Raw genomic sequence first — 18,163 nt, 5'->3', positions numbered from 1 at the left:
GACGTACCCCAACCGGTGTTAATTGACGCTATCGCAGGCTACCAAGACTCGGACCTTTGGGCCAAAGATATCGATCTGCCCGCCACGGCTTTTGTGCGCCTGAAGGCAGCTCTGCTTTCGGGCGGGTTGATCTCGCGCGATATTCCTTATGACCATGTGATTGCCCGATTGGAGAGACCATGACCGCCGCCATTCCTGCCATCGACATCGCCCCCTTCTTGTCCGGTAATACCGCAGACAAAGCTCACGTCGCGCGCGAGGTGGCAAAGGCCGCTCAGTCCATCGGCTTCGTGGTTCTTTCGGGCCACGGCATCCCGCAAATCTTGTTCGACACGGTATTTGAAAAAGGCCTCACATTCTTCGATCTGCCGGACGCCGAAAAGAGCAAGTGGCACCCCACCGGGTCTGCAAGGCAACGCGGCTATCACGGCGTTGCCACACGCGGACTATCCGCGACTTTGGGCAAAACCGCGCCTAAAGATTTGCGCGAAAGCTTGTTTCTGGGACCGATCGACAACCATGCTGCTGATTTTTCTCATATCCCTGACGCATCAATGGCTTACGCGCCAAACTTGATTCCCAAAACTCCATCCGGACTGGACACCGGAATGGTCGCACTTTATCGGGCCTTCGAAAGACTTTCGAGCGATCTGTTGCGTATCTTTGCCGTCGCCGCCCAGATGCCAGAGGGGCATTTCGCTCCGCTGACCCAGAAGCATTTCTCAATCATGTCGGCACACCATTACCCAGCCCTAACCGTGCCGCCACTGCCAGGCCAATTGCGCACAGGAGCACATACGGACTACGGCGCAATGACAATTCTTGCGATGACTGAGGCAAAGGGCGGCCTAGAGGTCCAGCGCGGTGATGCATGGGTGCCTGTGCGCCCGCCCAAAGGCGCGCTGGTGGTTAATCTTGGTGACATGATGCAGCGTTGGACCAACAACAAATGGGTTTCAACAATGCACCGGGTGGTGACGCCCGAGAACCTCAATGACGCCATGTCGCGGCGCATGTCCTTAGGTTATTTCATGCATCCCGACTATGACGCCAATATCGAATGCCTGCCCAGTTGCGTGGGCGACGGTGCACTCTATCCGCCGATCACAGCCGGCGAGCATATCCGCGCAAAGATAGAGGCCTCTCACAAGGGCTGATCAACCCTCTTATTGCTGCAAGAGAGCCCGCAAGCGGGCCAGAATAGTCAAAAGAACAAGACAAACCACCGTCAGTACGGCGAGCGGCAAGACAAAGTCGCCAGACAAATCTGACAAAATGCCAAATGTAATAGGCCCCATCACGCCACCGATCTCGGCAAAAGTAAAAAACAGCCCACCTGCAAGACCAAGTCGTTCCTCCGGAATCCGCGGAGTTTCCATCAGCAGCAAAATCGCAACGGTCATCATCGTGCCGCGCGCCGTCCCTTGAAGGACAAGCCCAGCAACCAAAAGCGGTCCAGACGAGACTTGCAGCAACAGGCTTGCTGTCATTGAGAACAAGAAAAGCACGGCCATTACCCAAAGACGCCGCTCCGGCACCGCAAGGCGTGGAATTATCAGCGCGCCGATGATCCCGATCGACGAGGGGATCGCCGCCCAATACCCGGCTTTTACCGCCGAGAATCCATGGCTGCGCAATATCTCGGGCAGCCAGTTATTCAAACCATGATTGATGAAAAAGATGCCGATGCTCATTGCCAAAATAAGCTGAACCTCCGGCAAGCGAACGATTTCGAGGAAAGCAGACATGTTGAATTTCTTGCCACCCTCCTCATCGCCGCTGTGCGCGCGCGCGACCCGCAAGCTCGCAATAGCAAACCAGACACAGCCGCTTAGCGCGACCAGGATGGCATAGACCAACATTACAGCGCGCCAATCATTGCCAACCAACGGCATGACCACACTGTTGGTTAGAGAAAGGGAAAGGATCCCCCCAAGATAAGGACCGGTCACGTATATCCCCATCGCCGTAGCACGGGTCTTGCCCTGAAAGAGGCGTGCGATAATCTTCGGCGCTCCAACCGAGATCATCGGACCGCCGATTCCAAATAGCGCGACCGCGATTAATAACTCAACTGGCGTTTCTGCGTAGCTGCGCGCCAGCCCGGATGCCGCCATAACAAGAGCCGCCAGCAGCAACATGCGCCGCGCGCCCAAACGGTCAAGCAGGATGCCGCAGGGAATAGCCGCCAGAATATAGGTCAGCGGCCATGCCCCTAGGATCACCCCCATCAAACCGTTACCAATTCCGAGTTCTGCACTTATCGGACTCAAAAGCGGCGCCATCGACGCGATGGTCAATCCAAAGCAAAAATAGATCAGCCAGACCCCAAAAAGGATCAGCCATCGAACCTGTCCAAATTTGGAGGAAGCAGAAAGAGAGAGTTCTTGGTCCATAATTCCGCCTTAGGTCCTGGAGGCGCATCAGAAATGCGCTGAGCCATAGCCATAAACTTATGAGAGAGTGTTGGGTCTCTACAAGCAGAAGCGTGTCGATAAAATGGTGCGGATCTCAGTGCCCTGCGATCGGCGACGGGATGGCAACTCCATTCGGTTCGAGCTGCGCTGAGCGGGTTGCGCAAAGCCGGTTACACCCTTGACCGCGCCAACCCTTCTTCCGCGGGTAAAGCACCCGTCTATCGGATCACCGGCGCGCCGGAGGTCCGGCAATGACGCCGTCGTCGACCAAGATCGAAGCCATGGATCGCGCGGCCCTAACTCGCGAGACCTGGGGATATACTTTCGCAGCCCGAGAGACGGCGAACCAAGCCGGTTGTTTAAACCTGGACTGCGGGGCGCATCCAGGCGAGCGGGTAGCCTATGAGTCGGTGTTCAAGGTGGCCCGTGGCAAGATACGAGTGACTTGGGGGGCTGTTACTTGATCGCGTGGGCGGCGGCCTGTTTCGGCCTGGCGTTGTATTACGGCGCAGACGGCGGGGACTTCCTGGTTGCGGGCCTGGCGCGGGCCCGTGGGCCTGGTCAACTGTGCATTGTCACGTCCTGGCTGCATCTGGGCCAGGTCTCATTGCCAGGCCATCGGGCGGCCTGGTCAACCATTTATTGAGGCCGCTTTGGGTCCTTCCTGGTCAAATCAGGCTGTCGCGGGGCGCGCAGTGCACAGGCGGCCCAAACGAGAATTTGACGAAAAGTGCGCTTTGCGACTGTGCAGGACAGATTGTGCACATTGATATCAGGCGTGATTTCTTACACTTTTTGAGCAAGGCAAGGTACTTTCTTCACCTATCACTTTGAGTGTCTGTAATGAGCGTCTATGAAAGGGCTAGACCGATTGCCTAGCGGGGGGGAATGCTGGTGGAGTTTGGGCTATCTGACAAGATTGTTATCGTCACGGGTGGCGCTGCAGGGATCGGCGCTGCAATTGTTGAGATGCTTGCAGCGCAAAGGGCTATTCCTGTCATTCTGGACAAGACCGGGCCGCATCCGGACACGCTCGAATGTCTGCGGGCACAATCACCTGTCGCCGATTGGATTACGGTCGATCTCACAATTGACGATCAGTGCCGCGCTGCAGTGAGCGAAGTGTTGGAGCGCCACGGAAAAATCGATGCGCTGGTCAACAACGCGGGCATCAATGATGCCGTGGGCCTAGATGCCGGTCCGATGGAATTCCGCAATTCACTCGAACGCAATTTGGTTCACTACTACACAATGGCGCATCTCTGTGTTCCAGAAATCAAGCGCCAACGTGGATCGATCGTCAACATATCCTCGAAGGTCGCACTTACCGGACAAGGGGGAACTTCGGCTTATGCTGCCGCCAAAGGCGGTATACTAGGGCTGACGCGGGAATGGGCTGCCGAGCTTGCGCGCGATGGTGTCCGGGTGAATGCGGTGGTTCCGGGAGAAACCATGACGCCCATGTATCAGGCATGGCTTTCTGGTTTTGACAGTCCGGACGAAAAATTGGCAGGGATTGTCAGGAACATTCCGCTTTCAAAACGAATGACCAAACCGGCCGAAATCGCCGCGTCCGTTGTTTTTCTTCTGTCAGACTGGGCTGGTCATATGACAGGGCAGTCACTGGTCGTGGATGGCGGATACAGTGACTTAGATCGAGCATTGACCAGCACCTGAAGTTCTCACTGAAAGGATCTTCCATGCGCTATGAACTGATGCTTCCCCACCAGATCAGGACGGCGATTGATGGCAATTGGCCGGTCGTTCTGCCCCTAGGTGTTCTCGAATACCACGGTGAACATCTGCCGGTTGGACTGGACACGCTGGTTGTAATCAAGTTGCTGGAGGCGTTGGAACCAGAGATGGATATGGTCCTGTTGCCTCCGTTTTATTACGGAGCTGCCAGCTATGCCGTCGCCGGACCGGAAAGAACCGGAACGCTGCATGTCGGCGCAAACACTTTGTACCCCCTTGCGCAAGAAATGTTTACAGGCTTGCTGCGTATCGGTTTTCGCAACATTCATTTCTTCGTTCACCATCAGACGGAGAATTTCGCAGCGGGAATGCCGACCGATCTTGCCTTCAAATTCGGCGGGCGCGAGGCAATCTTTGCCTTTCTGGAAGCCAATCGGGGCGAGGGCTGGTGGGGCAATGGCGACATGGATCAGTATTACGACCAACAATCCAGCGGCGACGACCCATTTAACTGGATCAAAGGTCATCCCTTGATGACGCCTCAGATCATCGCTGAGTTTCCCTTCGACCATGCCGGACTAGGCGAGACATCGCTCCTGTTGGCCCTTTGCCCTGACACGGTCGAAATGGAAAACCTGTCACGCGATCACTGGTACACAGCCAGCGCCTCTGCCGCGACGCGGGAACTCGGCGAAAAAGGACGGAGTCTGATTCTTGCACATATGCGGCACGTACTTCGCCCATCATTATAGGGTCAAAAAAGGCTGCTGAGGCACTGTCACATTAGATCGACGATCGGTCCAACGACGGGTATTTGTTGTTGAATGCGCAAAATATCCTACACACGTCACCGATTTCCGCCCGCAATCATCCAACGGGCCGTCTGGCTCTATTTTCGCTTTCCACTGAGTTCTCGTGACGTGGAGGAAATGCTTGCGGAACGTAGCATTGATGTAAGTTATCAACCGATCCGCCGATGGATTTTGAAGTTCGGCCCGGCGATCGCAACCAGGCTACGATCCCACCGCGTTGAGCCGTCAGGAGCCTGGCATCTTGATAAAGTCTTTGTCCGCATTGGTGTATCTGTGGCGGGCCGTAGACGATGAAGGCGAGGTTTTTGAGGTGCTGGCGCAGTCGCGTCGCAACAAGTGTACGGCCCCTAAATTTATGCGGAAACTCCTGAAAAAGCAGGGATGCATTCCAGATAAATTTGTCGCCGGCAAGCTGGGGTCTTATTCTGCGGCGCTTTGCGAACTTGGGTTGGCTCAGCTTCATATCGCAGGTGGTGGGTTGAACACTCGGGCCGAAGTTTCGCATCCATTGCCCGGCAGTGGTTTGTTTGCAAAACCATGCGAGGGGGCCGAACTTCGGTTGCCCGTCTGAAATCGACGCGCCAAATTCTAATTGGAAGTTCTGTCAAAAACCTCGTTCAGTTGAGCGCTAATGATGTCAATATCGCCCATCGCATTGATGCGTTTAAGCAGACCTTTGTCAGAATAATAGACGGTTAGCGGAGATGTCTCGGCATGATAAGTTTTCAACCGCTCTGAGACGGTTGCTGCGTCGTCATCAACTCGCCGCTTGAATTTTGTCTCTCCGCAATTGTCGCAAACGCCCGGTTTAGCCGGTACCTTATGAAGGTCGTGGTACCCCTCTCCGCAGCCCGCACAGGTATAGCGGCCAGAAATTCGCTCGATTACTGCCGAATCGGGCACCTCCAGTAAGACAACGGAATCAAGCTTCATTTCCTTGTCTTTTAGGAGGTTATCCAGCGCCTCAGCCTGAATCACGGTGCGGGGAAATCCATCAAAGATCACGCCGGCCGCAACATCAGGTTGATCCAGGCGATCATTGACAATCGCAATTACAATCTCGTCTGAGACCAGATCACCAGCTGCCATCACCTGCTTTGCAGCCTTGCCTGCCTGTGTTCCCTTGGCGACAGCCTCACGCAGCAAGTCCCCAGTAGAAAGCTGAATCAGCCCTTTGCTCTCCATCAACATGCGGGCCTGTGTACCCTTACCAGCACCTGGAGGCCCGAGCAGGATCAAATTTGTCATTCTTAAAGCTCTTTCTATTTTGGTGTCACATGGTCATTAGGACTTCAGGCTATCGACCAATATATCTGTAATCCCCCAATTTTTTGTTGGGTTTGGTCGAAGACTTTATGCAGATATTTTCTGTTTTTGGGCAGGTATTCTGCTACCGATATTTATGTTGGAGCGCTCGTTGTTGTAAGTCCATAGCCAATCTGCAGCCTGTTCCAGTGCCTCTTCGATGGTTTCAAAGCTGTATTGCCTGAACCATTCATTGAGACAGATTCGGACGGTTTCAGAAACATCACCTGACTGGGAGTCAGGGCGTTCAACACCTCCAGCGCCATCAGATAAATCTGCCAATTCCATCGAATGATAAGGCCCCACAATTTGGTGCTGTCGGGTGTGGATACGCCGTTTAAGCAAGGTTTGATTTGAGCTGATAGCCATCACTGCGGAGTGCGGTCGTGTGTCCAGCCTGTTGGCGCGGTTTGTGAATCCGCTGGCACTGATTAAGTCCGCGTATCGGCGCCCAATCAGACGAACGCGCTTTAACGCCCTGACAGCATCTCGGGGTGTCCCGGCACCCGTGGCACCGCCGCCGTTGCTGATTACATCGTAACTACCGCACTTCGTCTTCAAAGCTTCAACCCCAGAAGTTCGACAGCGTTGTCCTGGTAGATTTTGCAGCGCAACGTTTCCGAAATATCCAAGCGATCCAGAATATCGATCGTATCACGAATATACATGGGCCCGCCCTCAGGATCGAACGGCGCATCGGACGCAAACAGCACGCGGTTCTCTCCGAAAAATTCGATCGCATGTTCAATCGCTTTTTGCGACCCGAAGCTTGCAGTGTCAGCGTAGTATTCTTTGAAGTATTCCAGATGGGGACGCTTCAACGCCTTAAGGACCTTCTTGAGGTCCTTATCCGTCGTGCGCGCCCCCATCTGGTCCCATCCGGCACCGACACGGCCCTCAAAAAATGGCACCATTCCACCTGCATGATGGGTGATGATCTTCAAGGCGGGGTGCCTGTCAAACATGCCGGAAAAGACCAGACGTGCCATGGCGGCCGATGTCTCGTATGGCCACCCGAAGGTCCACCAGATTTCGTATTCTGACTGGTCTTCGTCCAGATAATCCGTAAAATTTGCGCCACGCGACGGGTGCATCCAGACGGGCTTGCCGGTGCTGGCCATATACTCAAAAAATGGCTCGAACTCTGGTCGGTCCAATGGCTTGCCCGATACGTTCGTGTAGATTTGCATGCCGACCGCACCGAGATCTTCGATATTTCGGCGCGCATCTGCAACCAACGCATCCGGATTAGACATGACTGCTGTTCCGATGAATCCGGGAAAACGGTTGGGGTATTTCTGGCACAATTCAGCCATACTGTTAGACGCAATTGTCGCAAGTTCCAGAGCCTTGGAAGGGTCCGCGTATTTTTCGTAAGGCGGGGACGCGATGGACAGGATTTGGCAGTAGTCCGGCCCGAACATATCCATGACTTCGAAGCGCCGATCAAGATCGGTCATCATCGGGACGGCTTCCGAGCGACGGGTAATGTCTGTTGTATGGCCCAAATGCGCGATCAAGGCGTCGTGGAAGGGCTTTGGCCAGATGTGGGTGAACACGTCAATTTTTTTCATTTGGTTTCCAATATGGTTATGCGCTTCGTCGGTTTTTTCTTCATCGGTAAGGGTTTCTCAAAGGGTTCGCGCCAAGTCGCCCACAAGGTAGCGCCGGACACATTCGACAAGCTGGTACTTGGGCTGCTAATCGTCGTGATGATCAAACTGATCTTTTTCCGAATACCTGACCCCGTTACCATTGTGGGAAGCGTCCCGTGACACGGGCGGCCAGCTCAACAGGATCATCGGGACCAGAACTGCCGCGCCAAGCGACATGAAGATCGGGACGAAGCAGAAACAGGTCACGCCCGTAAAGCCTTCGCAGCCGCACATCGTCGATTAATCGGTATTGCACAGGGGCACCAACCGCACGCAATGCCGTGACCAATTCTTGTCCGACCGATGGGTCTGCGTTGAAACTCACCACAGAGTAAGCGCGCTCGAACCCGTCCAATACCGATGTGTTAGGTGCCAACCATGCGTGCGGGAATCGCACACCGGTCCAGGCAGTCGGGTCGTAGGTGCGGAACAAATGTTCAGGGCCGCCGGGTTCTTCGGCGATCACAGGGCTGCCGACATAGCGATACCCAAGCTCTGCACCGATCATTTCGTTCGTCTTGCGTTGTTCTTCCTCGGCTACACGGACGAATTTGGCACGTGCCGCACAGTGATGCGCACTGGCGTGATCCAATTCAGGCGTCCACATCGACCGCCATTTGCGTCGACCGCTCGATGCATAGCGGGATGCGCCTATATTGCGATCCCCGACCTGTCTGCGCTCGACTTCGTAGGATGCCAAAAGCGCAGGACCGCCCCAACCGTGCAGCGTGGCGGCAAGTTTCCATGAAAGATCAATCGCGTCACCAATCCCGGTGTTCATCCCAAGCCCACCCGTCGGGATCACGAGATGCGCAGAATCCCCGGCCAGGAATACACGTCCAGTGCCGTACTTGTCGGCGAGCAAAAGGTTTTGCTTCCATTCACCAACATACAGCATTTCGTAGTCAATTGGCTGGCCGACAACCTTTTCGAACTGCGCGGCCATTGCAGCATCATTCTCGACAACCGCGTGAAGGGTCCAATGTCGTGTCGAATCCTGCATAATCAGGAAAGAGCTCGCATCGTCCGCTACATGATAATGTCGGCCCTGCCCTGGCCCATCACCTATCGGCAACCTGTCAAACAAATCATCGCACCGAAAGAGCGCCTGACGCATTCGTGCGATATTGCCTTCGCCCGTAAGTTTGATCCCAAGAGCATGTCGAACAGGGCTTGCGCCACCATCGCATCCCGCGAGGTAATCGACGCGAATGTCTTCCACTTGCCCCGCCCTGCGAAGTTTAGCCGTCACACCTTTTGCATCCTGCGCAAAGCTGTCGAATTCACAACCGTAGGCAATCTCGACGGTCGGAAGGCTTTGGGTTATCTCCAACAAGAGCGGCTCTAGCGTGTATTGAGAGATCAGCTGGTACGGCTCAGCTGGCTGGGAGGTATCCTCGCACACCGCGATGTCCGCGCGGGCTTCATCGACCGAAGGATACTCCAAACGAAGCCACGGCGCCTCGCACATCGACCGGATAACGAAGACATCCATCGAGACATCAGAACGCAAACCCGCAGCGCGCACACGCTCGACAATGCCCATCCGCCTGAAGATTTCCATCGTCCGGGCATTGCACCGTTCCATTTTGGGCAGGAACTCTGGACCAGGCTTTTTGTCGATTAAAAGGCAATGGATGCCCTGCTGGCCAAGATCAATGGCAAGCGTCAACCCAACGGGTCCCGCGCCGACAATCAGCACTTGCGTTTTGCGCAAACCAATCTCCTCCTAGCTAACTATTTTTAAGCATAGACGGTGTCAGATTTGGTTCAAAACGACTTCGCGCCGCGTTCCTTTAAGTGGAACACCGTTCTGGAATGGCTTTTACGAAACCGACGCCGCTCCTAAGCTTGCTAGGCGAGGAGAAATGCATGACTGACCATAAAGCACTTTTGAGCGACCTTGTGGTCGCAAGTCGAATTCTGGCAAACGAAGGTATATGCGATGCCTTCGGTCATATCAGCGTACGCCACCCCGAAAACCCAGAGCGGTTTTTCCTGGCGAGGGCGGTCGCACCGGAGCTGGTGACGATCGAGGATATCGTTGAGTTCAACCTCGACGGGACGGCCGTCTGCGATGACCGCAAACCGTTTCTTGAACGTTTTATTCACGGTACCCTGATGGCCGCCCGGCCCGATGTTCAATCGGTGGTTCACAGCCATTCGCGAGGTGTGATCCCGTTTGGGATTACGGATACACCCATCCGTCCGCTGCTGCATTCGTGTGGCGTCTTGGGTCATGAAGTTCCTATCTGGGACGCCGGTGATGTTTTTGGGGACACCAATCTGCTAATCTCGAGCAACGACATGGGTAACGACTTCGCCGTCAAGCTCGGCGACGGGCGTGCGGCATTGATGCGCGGCCATGGATCAACGGTCGTAGGGCGTTCGATCCGCGAAGCGGTCTATACGGCGATCTATCTGGACGTAAATGCACAATTGCAGGCTACCGCGATGCAGCTTGGAACGGTTAAGTATCTTACCGAAGGCGAAATAGATCTGATCCAATCGCGCTTGGGCGACGCCAAGCCCGGCGAAGGCTACGATAGGACCTGGCAATATTGGGCGCGGCGTGCCGGCTTTGGGTCCGACGCACCTGTACCCTAGCAGCGATGGCCGTTGGTTCCCGGACCCGGGCCGGTTTTGCTTCTCTCAAGATTGCAGGCTTTCGTAACTATTTTTTCGCGCTCGTCTTTATTGGCTTCGCTGTTCAAATCCAAACCGTCGCTGTCGGTTGGCAGGTTTACGACCTGACGCGCGATCCGTTCGATCTTGGGCTGATTGGCCTGTCACAATTCGCGCCCGCATTGCTGTTGGTGTTTGTGACCGGAACAGTCGCAGACCGATTTCCGCGCCGCATCATCATTGGTATCAGCTTGGTGGCAATGGCTGCAGGCGCCGCTGGCCTGTTGTTCCAAACGGCTAGCGGCGACCCGCAGGTCGGCTACATATTCATGCTGATGGCGGTGTTTGGAACTGCGCGGGCATTCTACAATCCCGCACGCCAATCCATTGTCCCCAATCTAGTGCCCAAAAAGGACCTCGCCAACGCAATTGCAACCACGTCAAGCGGGGCGCAGATCGCAACAATCTGTGGCCCTGTCGCGGGCGGATTGCTTTATGGACTGCACCCGTATGCCGCTTACGGCACGACGGTTGTGCTGTTCCTTATCGCATCTATCTTGATTCTAAGCCTTCCAAGACTGACTCAGGATTTGTCCAAGCGGGTCAATGATTGGGAAACCTTGAGCGCGGGGTTCCGCTATATCTGGGACCAGAAGGTCATCTTGGGGGCTATTTCGCTTGATTTGTTTGCGGTAATTCTTGGCGGCGCAACCGCCTTGCTCCCAGTTTTCGCGCGAGACGTCTTGGACATCGGCCCAACAGGACTGGGCCTTTTGCGTGCAGCCCCCGCGATTGGCGCGATTTCAGTCGGTCTTTATTTGATGGCCAATCCAATCAGTAACTATGCGGGCCGAGCAATGTTTATCGCTGTCGCAATCTTTGGCACTTTCACAACCGTCTTTGCGCTGTCGGAAACTGTTTGGCTGTCTATCGCCGCGTTGGTCGTTCTGGGTGGCGCGGATATGGTCAGCGTCTTGGTACGAAGCACGCTGATCCAGATATGGACGCCCGACGAATTGAGAGGGCGGGTCAATGCAGTCAATCAGGTCTTTATTGGCGCATCCAACGAGGTGGGCGCGTTCCGAGCTGGGTCTTTTGCCGCAGTTATGGGGCCGGTCACGGCAGTTTTGATCGGGGGTATCGGCACTTTGGCCGTGGCCGGAATTTGGGCCAGAAGATTCCCCGAGCTTGCGCGCATCAGGAGGTTGGACGGCACATGACCCGTACCACCCAAATGGAATCTCGATAGTGCCAGGGTATTTGGGTGAAACGCTTGCCGCATTATCCGCGCTATGCTTTGCGATGCTAAACATCGTGATTGCAGGAACCGCGGGGTCACGGGGCGACAAGGGCGTGCTTTTTTCAGTGATCGTCACTATCGGATTTTCCTTTGCGTTATTCATGGCGCTAGAGGCCGGGCGCATCAACATCTCGGCCACGCGAGACACCGCTAAGGGTATCGGATCCTTCGCATTTGCAGGCATCGCGGCCATGGTGTTTGGACGCACGCTGGTTTTTGATTCAATCCGACGCCTTGGGGCTACGCGCGCATCCGCAGTAAAACGGCTCAACCCATTTTTCTCAGTCTTGCTTGCAGCGATTTTCCTGTCAGAACCGGTGACGCTCTTTGATCTTGCCGGACTTATCGTGATTGCATTGGCCTTCACGCTCCTGATCCAAGACAGTTTTCGCAAAAGCCGGGACGGCAACGACACTGCCGCGCCGATGGCCTATCTGATCGGGACCGGGGCGGCCCTTGCATACGCCGTATCCTACATCGGCAGAAAAGCCGGGCTGAATTTCATGGATGCCCCGGCGCTGGGAACATTCATCAGCGCGCTGTCTGGCTTTCTCGGATTTGTTGTTCTCGCAACCTTTTCAGAGAACTATAGGCCAATGTTCCGAAACCTTTTTCAGAATATTGATCGGCATGTGATGGCGGCAGCGGTCCTGGTCTCACTTGGTCAGGTCTTGATGTTTGCGGCCTTGGCCCATGAGAAAGTCTCAACTGTGGTGATGATCTCATCACTCGAAATCTTCTTTTCGATCTTCTTGTCCACGGTCGTCTTCCGGATCGAGAAGCGACCGAGACCGGTAATCCTTGTGGCTGCGGCCCTCGCAATCATTGGCGTCGCTCTTGTTGCGTCGGCATAATTCACACTCTAGGCGTGTTCCCGCATGCGGAACGCCGTCCCATTGACTGAAAATCTGGACGCGCCTAGCATCTTCACCGGGAGGATCGGACCGTGCGGGAACAAGTCTGCGTTTTGGCGCGATAAAAAGGCTTGGAAGATCAGAAATGGCGGTTCATTCTTAGAATAATTTCGGCTTCAAACGGTTGGAGCGTGCGATGCATGCGCGATTTAGGAGCCCAAATAAGAAGCAGCGCTAAAAACTCGGAGGAGTTGTCGCGCTGGTAAGTTGGAAAATAGACTCTGGGAGGAAACATGAGACGAACATTCCTTAAGTCCGCCGCGGCGGCTACGATTGCGATAACGACTTTAAGCTTCGGAACCGCAGCTTCGGCGCAAGACGCGGGCGAATTTTACAAAGACAACGTCATAAAATGGATCGTGCCTTATGATCCCGGTGGCGGATATGACGAATACAGCCGTATCCTCATCCCGTATTTTGAGAAATATACCGGTGCACGCGTTGATATAGTAAACATGCCCGGCTCAGGCGGCATGAAGGGCGCGGTTGAGATTTTCAATTCGCCTTCTGACGGTCGCACCGTCGGGATCATCAACGGATCGGCAATGGTGACAAACCAACTCGCCGAAATCGAAGGCGCCAACTACAAAGTGGGCGACTACAATTTTCTTGGTCGCATGGTCGCTGACCGGCGTGTGATGGTTGCTGGCGCAGCGTCAGGGATCAAGACATTTGATGATCTAATGAATAACGGCAAAACGGACATCGTCGGCGCGACGGGCCTTGGCGGATCTACTTATGTGGATGCCGTGATAACAGGCGATGTGCTTGAGGTTGACCAAAGGGTTGTCCATGGCTTTGACCGTTCGGGAGATATCCGCACGGCGATGTTGCGCGGAGATGTTCAGGCAATGTGGGGCTCGCTTGGTTCCGCCATCAAGGGCATCAAAAGCGGCGACCACACACTAATTCTGCACGGCGTTAAGAACCCAACGGGTATCCTTGCAGATGTACCTTCAATCTATGATATTGCTATGAAGATGGAAGGCGGCGACCGTCGGGTCCAGATTCTGGAGAGCTGGGATGCATTGTCGGCCGTTGGTCGCCCTGTTGCAGCCCCTCCGGGCGTACCAGAAGATCGTCTGGCCTTTTTGCGCGATGCTTTTGCAAAGGCCATGAACGATCCTGAGTTTGTTGCAATGGCGAGTGAGAATGATCGTGACTTGTCTTACGCGTCGGGCGAAGACATGGCCCGTATCGCCAAGGCTGCAACGGAGCTTGATGCTGATATTGAGGCTCTTTTCGTGGCGGCTATTCGCGGCGAAATCTGAAAACTCCGATCGAAATAAGCGCTTCCCGCCGGATAACCGGCGGGAACAACTTTTGGGGCGGGGCATCCAAACATGACGATCATTGAAGGCATGATGAGCGGTTTCTCGCAATCCGTCAGCCTCGAAGTTTTTCCGTATCTTTTTGTAGGTTCTATTTTCGGTCTGATCATTGGTGTGATCCCTGGACTGTCCGGCCATTTCGCAATGGCGATGGCCGTGACATTTCTCTATACGATGGAGCCCGCACCCGGCATTGCCTTCCTCTTGGGAGCCCATGCGACGGTGGCCCAGGGCGGCGGCCTGACGGCCATTCTTTTCTCGACGCCTGGCACTGGACAGAACGCAGCGACCTTACTGGACGGCCCACCTATGCGGGACAAGGGCGAAGCTGGTATAGCGGTCGGTGCCGCGATGGCAGCGTGTTTTCTTGGTGCCACGTTCGGTGCGCTTGTTCTGGGGCTTTTGATCCCGGTACTGCGTGAGGTTGTGCTTTTCTTTGGTCCGCCTGAGGTATTTATCCTGGCATTCCTTGCTCTGACCTTCGTTGCCGTGCTCGGCAAAGAGGATATGACTCGGAGCCTGATTGCCGCCCTTCTAGGTCTCCTTTTGGCGATGATCGGCGTCGATAACGTGACCAATACATTCCGCTTTACAATGAATATTGATGCTCTGGGCGATGGCTTAAACCTTGTTCCTGTTATCCTCGGGCTGTTCGCCGTCGCTGAAATGATCGACCTTTGGGTACGCGGTGGAACGCTTGCGAGAGATGTGCCCAAAGCCCTTTCAGCGCGCGAAACACAGGCGCAGATTTTCCAGGGTATTGGGCTTGCTTTCAAAAACTGGTGGCTGGTCATGCGCTGTTCGGCCATCGGAACCGGTATGGGTCTTATTCCCGGCCTTGGCTCTGCGCCGGCATCGTTTGTGGCCTATGGGCATGCAAAACAATCATCGCCTGACAAAGACACATTCGGGAAAGGCAACGTCAAAGGCGTTATCGGCCCGGAAGCAGCGAATGATGCCGTGGAGGGCGGAGCACTGGCGTCGACATTGGCCTTTGGTATTCCCGGATCATCGTCGATGGCTATCTTGTTGTCAGGTCTGTTCATCCTTGGTCTTGATACAGGCCCGCAAATGCTGAACCAGAACGTCGATATTGTTTTCGTCATGATTTTCACAATCATTATCGGGAATTTTATTGGCACGTTGGTTGGAATGTTTCTTGTGAACCCGCTGTCGCGTGCCACGTCTATTCGCGCTTCGGTCATGGTACCGGTCCTGATGGCGGTCATTGCGACAGGCGCGTTTGCAGGTGATCGGGCGATCTTTGACATCAGCATTGCGATTGTCTTTGGCATCTTTGGCTATGCGATGAAGGTGTTGAACTATTCGCGCTCAGCCCTCCTGATCGGATTTGTGCTTGGCTTTGCGGTCGAAAAGAACCTCTATCTTGCGCTTTTGCTGGATGGGCCGCTCTTTGTGCTTCAACCGATCCCAATGATGCTCGCAATGATCACGGTTCTATTTCTTGGCTGGAACATCTACACGATTGTACGCGACCGCAAGCCGAGGATTTCAAAATGAGCCTGCACACATCGCAAAACGATCGGGACGATGACGCGACGCATAAAGAGCGTAAAGGCAATTACTTTGCGCTTGAGGTGTGTTTTCTTGCCTTTGTGGGCATTATTGCTGTCATCGCTTTCTTAGAAGCGTTCAGCTACAAAATCGTGTCTTCACGCACGCCATTTGTGATCATGGTGCCTTTGTTGATTTTGATTGCCGTGCAGGCATTGCGGCTTTGGGGGGCTCGGTCTGAATTTGATCCAGTCGCACGAATTTCGACCGCGCTTCGCGGTGGTAATGCGAACCTGAACAAGGTTGTCAGCTTTTCTGGGTGGTTGCTGGCTCTATTAGTGATCATAACAGTGTTGGGCCACTATGTAGGCATGTTCCTGTTTTGCGCAATCCTGATGAAATTTGCAGGCGGCGAGAGCTGGAAAGTTACCCTCACTGTTGCAGCTGGTACGACGCTTTTCATCTTCGGCGTCTTCGAGCTGATCTTTAACATCGACCTTTATCGCGGGCTCGTGTTGCGCTGGTTCCAGGGCTACCGTGATTTCTAACTGCCTTTGGTGGCTCGTTTTGCAGCAGTCTCGCGGCCTTGGCGCGGGTCGATCCAAACATCGATCAGGTAAGGTCTACCTTCCCGGAGCGCGGCAACTCCAGTGGCCATGGCTTTCTCTAGGGCTTTATGGGTTTTGACCGGCCCGTCAGCTTGGACGCCCTGCGCGCGCGCCATCTGCGCGATATCAGGTGCGGGATCATCCAAACGTTGTCCGACCCAGGCATTGGCCGGGTTTCGCCCACGGTGTTGGGCGACACTTTCTTGGTGCAGCTCGTCGTTGAAATAGGACCGGTTGTTTCCGATCACGAACAGCACTGGCAAGTTATATTTGGCCGCCGTCCAAAGCGCTGTCACTCCCATCAGCGTGTCACCGTCACCCAGTGTTGCAACCACCAAACGGCCCGAATCCTTCAAAGCCAGCGCCGCACCAACTGCAAGACCCGGTCCGCTGCCAATGCCTCCGCCGCCATCTTTGCCCAGAAAGTCCATCGAATTCTGTTGCGGCCACAGGTCATGTGGCCAACTGCGCGCCAGCGCCGGGAAGGTCACGGGCGTATCCCCAGCTTCATGCTTCAAGGCTGTCGCGATATCGCGAAATGTCAGGCTGTCGCTCTCTGCGGCCGTTGGCGCCGATGGTTTCGGCGCTTGAGGCGCTGCCTTCTTGACGGCCCCGAGGGCATCCAGCAAGTCTTCGGCCAAAGGATCACCGGGGCAATTGAATTCGATATCAACGGCTGGCAATCCAAAGTGTTCTTGACCAAACCCGCGGTGCAACTGCATCTCATCGCCGGCATGTATAACGGTGGCTTTCGTGCCCGACTGCCCAAAGGCCTGCAACAAAATACCCCCAAGATCGACCCAGCCTAAGCTGAGAATCGCATCTGCTTGCCGCAAGGCTTCGCCCACTGCAGAGGATAATTTATTGATCGGAGCACCCACATGGTTTGGATGATCCGTTGGCACCATCGTACCAACCTTCAGATCAGACACCATCAGAGCGCCAGTACGTTCTGCCAAAGCAACCCGCACTTGCATCGCCGCGTCGGTCCGCTTGCCGCGCCCCATCAAGATCACAGGGCTTTTGGCGCCCTGCAGGACCTCTGCAGCCTGCGCCAACAAGCCTGCGTCTGGTCGCGGCGCTGATAGGGGCGCATGCCTCGCGAGGTCCGGCCAATTTACCGTTTGCTCGACAGGAGCTTCCTGCCATCCGGCGTCCAGATTGATATAGACTGGGGCCATCGGGCTTGTGTTGGTGATTTTCCAACCACGCGCCATCGCTTCGGGCAAGGCTACGGCAGAGCCGGGTTGGTCGTCCCATTTGGTAAAGGATCGAATTAAAGCACCTTGATCCTGCGTGCTATGCAACCAGTCGATCCAAGGCCTGCGCTGTGATGCATCCACCGGCCCAGTTGCCCCAAGGATCATCATCGGGGCGCGGTCGGCCCACGCGTTGAAGATTGCCATAGAACCATGCATCAACCCAACATTCGAATGTAGCGCAACCGCCATCGCCTTCCCCGTGACTTTGGCATAGCCATGCGCGATTGCGACCGCATGCTCTTCGTGTAGGCACAGCAGCATCTCGGGCTGTTCATTGCCAAGGTGGTTAACGAGACTGTCGTGAAAGCCGCGATAGCTGGCGCCGGGGGTCAGTGCGATCCATGGGATCTCGAGCCGTCGCAACATTTGCGCCGCGACGTCCGACCCCCAACCAACGGTTTCGTCCAATTTTCCTTCGACTGGCTCTGACTTAGTTGTCGGCCCAAGACCGCCTCCATTCGCCATGTCTGACCTCCCTGACACAAGCAGCACTCCTCTGACGGTACGCACCAGTTTAAGACTCTGTCAAAATCCGAAATTCAAAATAAGTCCTCGAAAGATAGATGTTCTTTTATATGGAACTCCATTCCACATTGATTGACGGCATCGATTGCCTGCGACATGCTTACCCAAAACTATAGCGTGGATAGGGAGGCACAAGATGCCGCATGATCTGGACGAAAGTGTTCACTGGCACGAGCCGACGCGCGGACAGCGCGCCGGG

General features: G+C 55.0%; 16 protein-coding genes and 2 pseudogenes. 12 read left to right on the top strand and 6 right to left on the bottom strand.

Annotated elements, in window-relative coordinates; all coding sequences use genetic code 11:
- Window positions 1-183 (top strand): hypothetical protein (locus AC221Y_RS08720; protein WP_486707178.1); only part of this gene is annotated, 183 nt, incomplete at its 5' end.
- Complete coding sequence (locus AC221Y_RS08715) at window positions 180-1,157, top strand: isopenicillin N synthase family dioxygenase (protein WP_299756424.1); 978 nt, start codon at window positions 180-182, stop codon at window positions 1,155-1,157. The genes AC221Y_RS08720 and AC221Y_RS08715, both read left to right, overlap by 4 nt.
- A 9-nt stretch (window positions 1,158-1,166) precedes the next feature.
- On the opposite strand, the gene AC221Y_RS08710 is transcribed toward AC221Y_RS08715, so the two are convergent.
- On the bottom strand, window positions 1,167-2,396 hold the full coding sequence (locus AC221Y_RS08710) for an MFS transporter (RefSeq protein ID WP_299756426.1): 1,230 nt from the start codon (window positions 2,394-2,396) through the stop codon (window positions 1,167-1,169).
- 114 nt (window positions 2,397-2,510) lie between these two features.
- Here AC221Y_RS08710 and AC221Y_RS08705 point away from each other — a divergent pair.
- From AC221Y_RS08705 to AC221Y_RS08690, 4 genes and pseudogenes are all read left to right on the top strand, one after another.
- Window positions 2,511-2,672 (top strand): annotated as a pseudogene (locus tag AC221Y_RS08705) (DUF3489 domain-containing protein); the annotation flags it as partial.
- 633 nt (window positions 2,673-3,305) lie between these two features.
- On the top strand, window positions 3,306-4,094 hold the full coding sequence (locus AC221Y_RS08700) for an SDR family oxidoreductase (protein ID WP_486707177.1): 789 nt from the start codon (window positions 3,306-3,308) through the stop codon (window positions 4,092-4,094).
- Between the two features lie 23 nt (window positions 4,095-4,117).
- Entirely contained in the window at window positions 4,118-4,864 is a 747-nt protein-coding gene (locus AC221Y_RS08695) for a creatininase family protein (protein ID WP_299755595.1), read from the top strand.
- Between the two features lie 301 nt (window positions 4,865-5,165).
- Window positions 5,166-5,495, top strand: a complete 330-nt coding sequence (locus AC221Y_RS08690) for a DDE-type integrase/transposase/recombinase (protein ID WP_299755592.1) — start codon at window positions 5,166-5,168, stop codon at window positions 5,493-5,495.
- A 17-nt stretch (window positions 5,496-5,512) separates the two neighbouring features.
- On the opposite strand, the gene AC221Y_RS08685 is transcribed toward AC221Y_RS08690, so the two are convergent.
- The 4 genes and pseudogenes from AC221Y_RS08685 to AC221Y_RS08670 form a co-directional block, all read right to left on the bottom strand.
- Window positions 5,513-6,172: an adenylate kinase gene (locus AC221Y_RS08685; protein ID WP_299755589.1), complete on the bottom strand. Its 660-nt coding sequence runs from the start codon at window positions 6,170-6,172 to the stop codon at window positions 5,513-5,515.
- Window positions 6,173-6,277: 105 nt separating this feature from the next.
- A pseudogene (locus AC221Y_RS08680) lies at window positions 6,278-6,421 on the bottom strand (IS3 family transposase); the annotation flags it as partial.
- A gap of 365 nt (window positions 6,422-6,786) precedes the next feature.
- Window positions 6,787-7,803 (bottom strand): amidohydrolase family protein, encoded by a 1,017-nt coding sequence (locus AC221Y_RS08675; protein WP_299755587.1) that lies wholly within the window; start codon window positions 7,801-7,803, stop codon window positions 6,787-6,789.
- A 175-nt stretch (window positions 7,804-7,978) separates the two neighbouring features.
- A complete protein-coding gene (locus tag AC221Y_RS08670) occupies window positions 7,979-9,601 on the bottom strand; it encodes an FAD-dependent monooxygenase (RefSeq protein WP_486707176.1) in 1,623 nt (540 codons plus the stop codon).
- A gap of 155 nt (window positions 9,602-9,756) precedes the next feature.
- On the opposite strand from AC221Y_RS08670, the gene AC221Y_RS08665 reads away from it, so the two are divergent.
- The 6 genes from AC221Y_RS08665 to AC221Y_RS08640 all read left to right on the top strand — a co-directional run bounded on the left by AC221Y_RS08665 (window position 9,757) and on the right by AC221Y_RS08640 (window position 16,117).
- Entirely contained in the window at window positions 9,757-10,491 is a 735-nt protein-coding gene (locus tag AC221Y_RS08665) for a class II aldolase/adducin family protein (RefSeq protein WP_299755583.1), read from the top strand.
- A gap of 5 nt (window positions 10,492-10,496) precedes the next feature.
- Window positions 10,497-11,729, top strand: a complete 1,233-nt coding sequence (locus AC221Y_RS08660) for an MFS transporter (protein ID WP_299755581.1) — start codon at window positions 10,497-10,499, stop codon at window positions 11,727-11,729.
- A 28-nt stretch (window positions 11,730-11,757) separates the two neighbouring features.
- Window positions 11,758-12,663, top strand: coding sequence for a DMT family transporter (locus tag AC221Y_RS08655; protein ID WP_486707175.1), 906 nt, complete (start codon window positions 11,758-11,760; stop codon window positions 12,661-12,663).
- Window positions 12,664-12,956: 293 nt separating this feature from the next.
- Window positions 12,957-13,994 carry a Bug family tripartite tricarboxylate transporter substrate binding protein gene (locus AC221Y_RS08650; RefSeq protein WP_486707174.1) on the top strand — a complete coding sequence of 346 codons (1,038 nt, stop codon included), beginning with the start codon at window positions 12,957-12,959 and terminating at the stop codon, window positions 13,992-13,994.
- A gap of 72 nt (window positions 13,995-14,066) precedes the next feature.
- Window positions 14,067-15,575: a tripartite tricarboxylate transporter permease gene (locus tag AC221Y_RS08645; RefSeq protein WP_299754088.1), complete on the top strand. Its 1,509-nt coding sequence runs from the start codon at window positions 14,067-14,069 to the stop codon at window positions 15,573-15,575.
- Entirely contained in the window at window positions 15,572-16,117 is a 546-nt protein-coding gene (locus tag AC221Y_RS08640; RefSeq protein WP_299754089.1) for a tripartite tricarboxylate transporter TctB family protein, read from the top strand. Before AC221Y_RS08645 ends, AC221Y_RS08640 begins: the two co-directional genes overlap by 4 nt.
- Here the strand turns inward: AC221Y_RS08640 and AC221Y_RS08635 are convergent.
- Window positions 16,114-17,904 carry a thiamine pyrophosphate-binding protein gene (locus AC221Y_RS08635; protein ID WP_299754090.1) on the bottom strand — a complete coding sequence of 597 codons (1,791 nt, stop codon included), beginning with the start codon at window positions 17,902-17,904 and terminating at the stop codon, window positions 16,114-16,116. The genes AC221Y_RS08640 and AC221Y_RS08635 overlap by 4 nt on opposite strands.
- Window positions 17,905-18,163: the final 259 nt, after the last annotated feature.

This window comes from Boseongicola sp. (genome assembly GCF_057460485.1).
Note: the sequence above shows the minus strand (reverse complement) of the source record. Positions and strands in the feature narration are given on the sequence as shown.

Bases quoted from the DNA above. Each gene is read 5' to 3' on its own strand.
- AC221Y_RS08710 (WP_299756426.1), bottom strand. From the start codon at position 2,396: ATGGACCAAGAACTCTCTCTTTCTGCTTCCTCCAAATTTGGACAGGTT.
- AC221Y_RS08645 (WP_299754088.1), top strand. From the start codon at position 14,067: ATGACGATCATTGAAGGCATGATGAGCGGTTTCTCGCAATCCGTCAGC.
- AC221Y_RS08685 (WP_299755589.1), bottom strand. From the start codon at position 6,172: ATGACAAATTTGATCCTGCTCGGGCCTCCAGGTGCTGGTAAGGGTACA.
- AC221Y_RS08650 (WP_486707174.1), top strand. From the start codon at position 12,957: ATGAGACGAACATTCCTTAAGTCCGCCGCGGCGGCTACGATTGCGATA.
- AC221Y_RS08695 (WP_299755595.1), top strand. From the start codon at position 4,118: ATGCGCTATGAACTGATGCTTCCCCACCAGATCAGGACGGCGATTGAT.
- AC221Y_RS08665 (WP_299755583.1), top strand. From the start codon at position 9,757: ATGACTGACCATAAAGCACTTTTGAGCGACCTTGTGGTCGCAAGTCGA.
- AC221Y_RS08660 (WP_299755581.1), top strand. From the start codon at position 10,497: ATGGCCGTTGGTTCCCGGACCCGGGCCGGTTTTGCTTCTCTCAAGATT.
- AC221Y_RS08715 (WP_299756424.1), top strand. From the start codon at position 180: ATGACCGCCGCCATTCCTGCCATCGACATCGCCCCCTTCTTGTCCGGT.
- AC221Y_RS08700 (WP_486707177.1), top strand. From the start codon at position 3,306: ATGCTGGTGGAGTTTGGGCTATCTGACAAGATTGTTATCGTCACGGGT.
- AC221Y_RS08640 (WP_299754089.1), top strand. From the start codon at position 15,572: ATGAGCCTGCACACATCGCAAAACGATCGGGACGATGACGCGACGCAT.
- AC221Y_RS08635 (WP_299754090.1), bottom strand. From the start codon at position 17,904: ATGGCGAATGGAGGCGGTCTTGGGCCGACAACTAAGTCAGAGCCAGTC.
- AC221Y_RS08675 (WP_299755587.1), bottom strand. From the start codon at position 7,803: ATGAAAAAAATTGACGTGTTCACCCACATCTGGCCAAAGCCCTTCCAC.